Here is a 7262-nt window from a genome sequence, read left to right on the forward strand (position 1 = left end):
AATCTCAGCGAATTGGCCTCGGAATTTCCAACAAACCGAGCACGTGATTTCGTGCAGAAAAGTGGCGTATAACGTCCGGCGGCTTCACGTCAGTTGCGGCATTTGGAACTGAGTATTCTCGGCGTGGACAAAACGAAGTTATGGAAAAAAGCGTTTACATTTTACAGAGAAGTAGCAATTGCGTGAAACCGCTGTTACCAGCAGTATCTATGAAATCCAAGTTTGTTCAATTTTCACAATAACCCACTTTTGATTTTCTTTTTTTATTGATACTTTATATCCGAGTCCGCATCTTCCACCACAAGTATAAGAAACATCTAATTCTCCATTTTCATTTTTGTTGTCAAATCGTATTTTGGAAAAAGACATTACGCCTGCGAATTTTGGATATTTTTCTGACCATTTTCTAAATTCTTCATCTTCCGGAATTTCAGATAGCTTTTTGAAAATAAACTTATCACTTTTGATTTTTTCGAAATTGATAGGTCGTTTATTATCTAAAGCAATTACAAGTCCAATTGTATCATTTTCAAGAATTTTTCGTTGCCTTAAATATTCAGGATCATTAAAGCCTTTTTCTCGGCTTGGAAAAAATGTATAGAGTCTTTTATCCTTATATGTAGAATTTACGGTTTTTAAGAAAATTTCGTCAAACACATTTTGTTCAAATTCTGCATAAGATAATTTTTTAGGGCAACTTAAAAATAGCAGAATTAAGATTGTCGTAAATGTTAGCTTTTGCGTCATTTTGGTTTGATATTGCTGGTAACGTCCGGCGGCTTCACGTCAGTTGCGGCATTTGGAACTGAGTACTCTCGGCTGGACGGAACGAAGTTATGGAAAAAAGAAGTTCATTTTACAAGGAAAGTAGCAATTGCGTGAAACCGCTGTTATGTGGGTCGCGACACAGATGCAAAATCACACAACGTAACCACAAAGAAATTCCACTCCGTTGCTTTTTTTTAGGCAATTATATACTTGTGTAACCCAATGAAATATCATCTATAAAATCATCTTTTTGAAGATATATTTTAATTACTTTTCCATCTAGTATTCTATCATATACAAGTACATATATATTTAAAACTGCTCTATTGTATATAAAACTGCGTTAAAAAGTATTACTTTTATATTTTTATAGATATATTTGTATCGGAAATAAAACCTATTTATAGGTTAAAGATAAAGACGACTTGGTTAAACCGCTTGTTTTAATCGGGCCGCAACAAAATCCTCGGTTTTTGAACCGGGGTTTTTTTATTTTCTAACAATTCCAAATTTATCATTTTTACTAGCTTTCTTAAGTAATATAGGTTCAAGTTTATCAAATTGTTTTTCTATTCCATATTTCTTAATGCTTCCTTGAGGAAATTCCTTTTTATATAATAGATAGGCTATTACATCAGTAGATTGAATAAAATATGAATGCTTAGAATCTCTGGAAAATATATCTTCTAAAATACTATCTATTGGTGCATTATATGGCTCAATACTATAATGAGACGGTATTGGATTATATATTCTCATTTTTCTATGTAAATTCATTAGCTTCAAATTACTAGTGTCGTCAGATATTATAATTCCTTTATCCTTAACTTCTTTTTTTAAAAACGTGTCATAACGTTGTAGCAATCTGCTCCAAGCTAATTCAAAAAAATCAATACCTTCAAGTTCACTTTTTTTTAGACAAATATTTAATATTTGTGCAGTATCAAATACGTTAGGTAATTGTGTGGCGTAATCTTTCAACAAATTCATTCTATTTGTTTTTGAGATTTTTTTATATTCTAAATTATTATTCGGTCTAACTAATTCTTTACAATGTATTTCTGAACGCTGGTTGAGCCCGTATGTATCTCTTAATGCCTTTCTAAATGTTTTTAATTTAACTAAGTATTTATCCCATTCGTTCTCTGATACAATTATAGCAGACAGAATAAAATGAGGAGAGCTGTTTTTGTGACTTCCTGGATCTCCGCTTTCATCAACATACATTATGTACATACTAATTGTTTTTGGTAAAACAAATGTAATTAAAAACCCCGATGAAAGTCGGGGTTTGATTTTTTGTATAGATTTTAATAATGCAAAAAATGGTGTTCACGCAATTTAATAGGATTATTAAACAAAAGTTAAAGTTTAAAATAATCACAAATTTTAATAAATTAAAGAAATAAGCAATGATAAGGGATTGGGTATAGGAAGTTATACAAATGTATAACTTTCTTATCTTTTTCCATATCTTTCCTATTTGCACAGTAAATTTATTACATATATATTTGTAGTGCTTAAAGGGCATAAAAAATGCCCAATCTGACTTCGCGGGACGATTAGGCAATTTTAGAATAAAAAGACAAGTCGCTTTTTGGCGTTCGGCTTTCGTATGAACAAAAGTAAGCAATTTGGACTGTTAAACCAAATAAAAAAGAAAATTATGGACATTGTAAGAGAACTATTATTAGCAGAAGAAGCAAGGCTAGTTGATAGACTTGCCCAAGTAAGATCACAGCTAGGCGCTACTAGTCATGATAACATTGTATCAGAGAGAGCAGATATCTATGGAGGCGATAAACCTAGATATTCTGATTTGTCAAAAAACAATTCAATCAGGAATAATACTTTAGAAGTTTTGAAGCGTGAAAATAGATTTTTGTTTAAAAGTGAAATCGTGGATATTTTAAAAGATATACATACCGACAGACCTTTAGACCAAGTTAACTCTCGTGTAACCGCAGAACTTTCTAAAGCTAAAAAAGAGATTGAGTCATTAGTTAATGTAAATTTTGGGAAATCTAAAACGGACTTTGTGTGGGGTCGTAAAGACTGGCTAGATACTAACGGAAATATTCTTCCTGCACACGCTTACGTACTTCCTGAAAGCAAAAAGAGGCAGCCAAAGCTGGATTTTTAACGACACAAAAAAAGCACCCTAAAAAGAGTGCTAAATTTTACAGAGGTGCGGGGTTAAGTGTGGTCTCATAAGCCAATTACTAGCTGAGGAAAGGAATAACTTAACCGCCCTTTTTACAAAGCGAATTTCCATAAGACTGTCAAATATATAACAGTTGAAAGTTAAGCCAGCGTTGGATTCATAAACCTGTCTGCTGTACACTCCAAGGAAGCTAGTTTTGGTAGCCCTCACCCTGACCGGTGGGGGTTATTTTTTACAAAAATAGTAAAAATTCGATACAAAATACAAAAATGTAAAAATATCGTGGAATAATTGCAAAATGTTTGTTTATGTAAATATAACAACGTATATTTACATCATCAAATAAGAGCAATATGAAAACCGCTAAAGATTTAAGAGATTTCGACAGTTTATTCCAATTACTTGACTACTTCACCACAGAAGAAATTTGTGAGCAACATTTAGCGGTTATCCGTTGGAATGGTACTCCGTCATGCCCTTACTGCGAATCTGAGCGCGTTAATACTCTTAAAGGAAAAACACAGCGTTACAAATGCTACGGATGTAGAAAACAATTCGGGGTTAAAGTAGGAACTATTTTCCACGATTCTAAAATCTCTTTGCGTAAATGGTTTACAGCTATCTATTTGATTACATCACACAAAAAAGGAATTTCATCATGTCAATTAGGGCGTGACTTGAAAATTACTCAAAAAGCCGCTTGGTTTATCTTGCAACGTATCCGTGAAACTTACAACCCAAAAGGAGAAGTTTTTACAGGTGATGTTGAAATAGATGAAACTTACATCGGTGGTAAAGAGAAAAACAAACACGCTAACAAAAGAACCGAAGGAAACCAAGGGCGTTCCGCTAAGACTAAAACTCCTGTACTTGGTATATTGGAGCGTGACGGTAAAGTATATGCCGTTCCTGTAAGGAATACACAAGCTAAAACGATCCTTCCGATTATGGTAGCAAAAGTAGAAGCGGGTGCAACTGTTTATACTGACGAGTACAAAGCATATTCTACACTAAGAAATACTTTTAACCACGATTTTGTACGTCACAGCGCAAACGAGTACGTAAGCGGGAAAGTACATACAAACAACATCGAAAACTTTTGGTCATTGCTTAAAAGAGGCTTGGACGGAATCTATCACCAAGTAAGCGATAAGCATTTAGGACGCTATGTAAATGAGTTTACGTTCCGTTATAATAACAGAAATCTTTCCGAAGGTTCAAAATTTGATGTAGCTTTGGCTAATGGTACGCAAAGAAGATTGACCTATAAAACTCTTACACAAGATGCCAAATAATAAGAAACAACCCGCCAAACGCGGAGACATACCGAAACCAAAAGAGGATGTACGGATTGAAGATGGGAAACCAAAATTCAATGCCGTACTTTCTGCCATTTTAAAAAAGCCTATCAAAAAAGAGGATGAAGGCACTAAGTAAGCTATACACAGCCAACGTTAACAATGAGGTTGTTTTATTCTCTACAAACCTGAAAGAGTTTGCAGAGGCTTTAATCGCGTTAGAACCTAATGCAGATACATATTTCACTTACCGGAGAAAGTTTGAGAAAACAAGCCTTTTGCCCTTTACAGGCAAATCAGGTAAGAAATATCTATTGCAGGAAGTTTACAATGCAAAGAAATCAGTAGGACAGGAAGCCAACACAGGTTTGAGTTCTACAAACCCAAAATAAGTAAACCCGCAATTGCACCCCGAAAAACGGGAAAACAGGCGATTCAGGAAGCGTGTTTTAAAAATGGGTTACACAAGTATATAATTGCCTTTTTTTAAATTCTCCAGTTTGCACGTACTGTTTTCTACATTAAGATTTCAACGCACGCATTTTACGCAATACTTAAGCCCTCATTAAGTCTCGCAGAGAACTCTCGGCGACAAGAATCGCAAACAAAAATGACGATTTTTCCGGTGATACTAACACAACGTAACCACAAAGTAGAGCCGTGAAAAATAGGGAAGAAGTTAAATTTACTCCAACACAAGCCGAACTTTTCAACAAACAAGAAACGTCCTTTCTGCGAGCGGAGCGACCACACATAACGTCCGGCGGCTTCACGTCAGTTGCGGCATTTGGAACTGAGTATTCTCGGCGTGGACAAGACGAAGTTATGGAAAAAAGAAGTTCATTTTACAAGGGAAGTAGCAATTGCGTGAAACCGCTGTTATATCGCCGCTTTTTAGTAAATTTTTCATTTCACAAGGCTTACATATAGTTTACAATCAAGCCGATCACAGCGTTTTTCGCAAGCATTTTTAATCGCAATTTTCACGAAAGCAGAAAGTTTCGTTGCCACAAACATTTCAAAGTCGGTTTTTCAGGAAGCAATTGAGTCTGCAGAACACACAGCTGAAGATTCTAGGTTGGAACAAAAGTAAATTTCATGGGAAATCTTGACTTTACGCTTTCAAACAGCTGCCACAAAAAGCTTCCAGTTTTTATTTAAAAAAAAAGCTGCGCAAAAAATCTCCGCGAATTGGTCTCGGATTTTCCAACAAACCGAGCACGTGATTTCGTTCAGAAAAGTGGCGTATAACGTCCGGCGGCTTCACGTCAGTTGCGGCATTTGGAACTGAGTATTCTCGGCTGGACGAAACGAAGTTATGGAAAAAGCAGTTACATTTTACAAGGAAAGCAGCAATTGCGTGAAACCGCTGTTATATGCCGTTTTAATTTTTCGTCAATCCAAAAAAATCGGGAAATATGATAGTCAAAATAATTAATATTAAAAAGGCGATATTGCTTAATAAGAAATATCGCATTCCCATATTTTTATCATTTATATTTTCATATCGATTTAACAATACCTGATATTTTTTGTTATGTATTAATAACAAATAATTTGGTATCAAAAAAGCGAGACATATTGTAGTAATTTGGATAATTCCATTTTCGGGCAGCACCTGAAAGATATTAATTTTAATTCCGGATAGACTTAATATAGTCAAAACTAGTAAAACATTAATAAAATTTGTCACAGTCAAAGCCATTAAAGAGAAAAATAGAGATAGGTTAATATCTCCTTTTTGTGCAAACCTAGCTTTGATAAATAGACTAACCCAGATTCTATAATAAATTTCAAGCATTTTAAGTTTAAACGAAGTATTATTTGTTAATGTTTACGCGTCGCATTCCAAAATGGCATATAACGTCCGGCGGCTTCACGTCAGTTGCGGCATTTGGAACTGAGTACTCTCGGCTGGACAGAACGAAGTTATGGAAAAAAGAAGTTCATTTTACAAGGAACGCAGCAATTGCGTGAAACCGCTGTTATATGGGTCGCGACACAGCAGCAAAATCACGCAACGTAACCACAGAGAAATTCTACTCCGTTTTTTTTTTTAAATTCTCCAGTTAACACGTGCTATTTTCTACGCTACAATTTCAACGCACGCATTTTACGCAATACTTAAGCTCTGATTAAGTCTCGCAGAGAACTCTCGGCGACAAGAATCTTGCACAAAAGCCACAAATTTTCCGTGGACACTAACACAGCGTAACCACAAAGTTGAGCCGTGAAAAATAGGGAAGAAATTAAATTTACTCAAACACAAGCCGAACTGCTCAACAAACGAGAAACGTCATTTCTGCGAGCGGAGCGACCGCATATAACGTCCGGTGGCTTCACGTCAGTTGCGGCTTTTTGAACTGAGTATTCTCGGCTGGACAGAACGAAGTTATGGAAAAAGGTGTTACATTTTACAAGGGAAGCAGCAATTGCGTGAAACCGCTGTTACAGGCCGTTGCGACACAGTTGCTGAATCACACAAAGTAGCCACAAAGAAATTCTGATTTAGTTTTAAATTTTAAGTTATTACGATTCAACGCAACAGATTTTGGATACATTTTCAACGCAAAGAGATCGACAAAGATTTTCCGCTGCTATTGCGCCTGATTTCGTCCAGCAGAGCACTCTCGGCTGGGAGATGCGAAAACAGACAGACAAAATTTCCGGTGACACTAACACAACGCAACCACAAAGGTGCACCGTGAAAGATAGGGGGAGAAGTCAACTTTACTCAAACACAAGCCGAACGTTTCATTTAGGGGAATCGTTCTTTCGGAGACGCGGAGCTATGGCCGGTAACGTCCGGCGGCTTCACGTCAGTTGCGGCATTTGGAACTGAGTATTCTCGGCTGGACGAAACGAAGTTATGGAAAAAAGAAGTTCATTGTACACGAAAAGTAGCAATTGCGTGAAACCGCTGTTATATGGGTCGCGACACAGCAGCAAAATCACACAACGTAACCACAGAGAAATTCTACTCCGTTCAAGAAATAAATGTTCTCCAGTTAACACGCGCTATTTTCTACGCT

Annotated in this window: 6 protein-coding genes; 4 read left to right on the top strand and 2 right to left on the bottom strand. The window is 36.1% G+C overall.

Annotated elements, in window-relative coordinates:
• Positions 1–207 precede the first annotated feature (207 nt).
• Positions 208–747, bottom strand: coding sequence for a hypothetical protein (locus CFE23_RS16190; RefSeq protein ID WP_291090356.1), 540 nt, complete (start codon positions 745–747; stop codon positions 208–210).
• A 510-nt stretch (positions 748–1257) separates the two neighbouring features.
• Positions 1258–2004 carry a DUF3800 domain-containing protein gene (locus tag CFE23_RS16195; RefSeq protein WP_291090359.1) on the bottom strand — a complete coding sequence of 249 codons (747 nt, stop codon included), beginning with the start codon at positions 2002–2004 and terminating at the stop codon, positions 1258–1260.
• 430 nt (positions 2005–2434) lie between these two features.
• Here CFE23_RS16195 and CFE23_RS16200 point away from each other — a divergent pair, with 430 nt between their 5' ends.
• The 4 genes from CFE23_RS16200 to CFE23_RS16215 all read left to right on the top strand — a co-directional run bounded on the left by CFE23_RS16200 (position 2435) and on the right by CFE23_RS16215 (position 4622).
• Positions 2435–2911, top strand: a complete 477-nt coding sequence (locus tag CFE23_RS16200) for a hypothetical protein (protein WP_291090362.1) — start codon at positions 2435–2437, stop codon at positions 2909–2911.
• Positions 2912–3285: 374 nt separating this feature from the next.
• The gene (locus CFE23_RS16205; protein WP_291090365.1) at positions 3286–4227 is read left to right on the top strand and encodes an IS1595 family transposase; all 942 of its coding nucleotides are present in this window, start codon (positions 3286–3288) and stop codon (positions 4225–4227) included.
• Positions 4217–4369 (top strand): hypothetical protein, encoded by a 153-nt coding sequence (locus CFE23_RS16210; RefSeq protein ID WP_291090368.1) that lies wholly within the window; start codon positions 4217–4219, stop codon positions 4367–4369. The genes CFE23_RS16205 and CFE23_RS16210 overlap by 11 nt, the downstream gene beginning before the upstream one ends.
• Complete coding sequence (locus CFE23_RS16215) at positions 4353–4622, top strand: hypothetical protein (protein WP_291090370.1); 270 nt, start codon at positions 4353–4355, stop codon at positions 4620–4622. The genes CFE23_RS16210 and CFE23_RS16215 overlap by 17 nt, the downstream gene beginning before the upstream one ends.
• The last annotated feature ends 2640 nt before the right edge of the window (positions 4623–7262 follow it).

Origin of the sequence: Flavobacterium sp. BFFFF1 (genome assembly GCF_002256285.1) — a bacterium.
Classification (GTDB): domain Bacteria; phylum Bacteroidota; class Bacteroidia; order Flavobacteriales; family Flavobacteriaceae; genus Flavobacterium.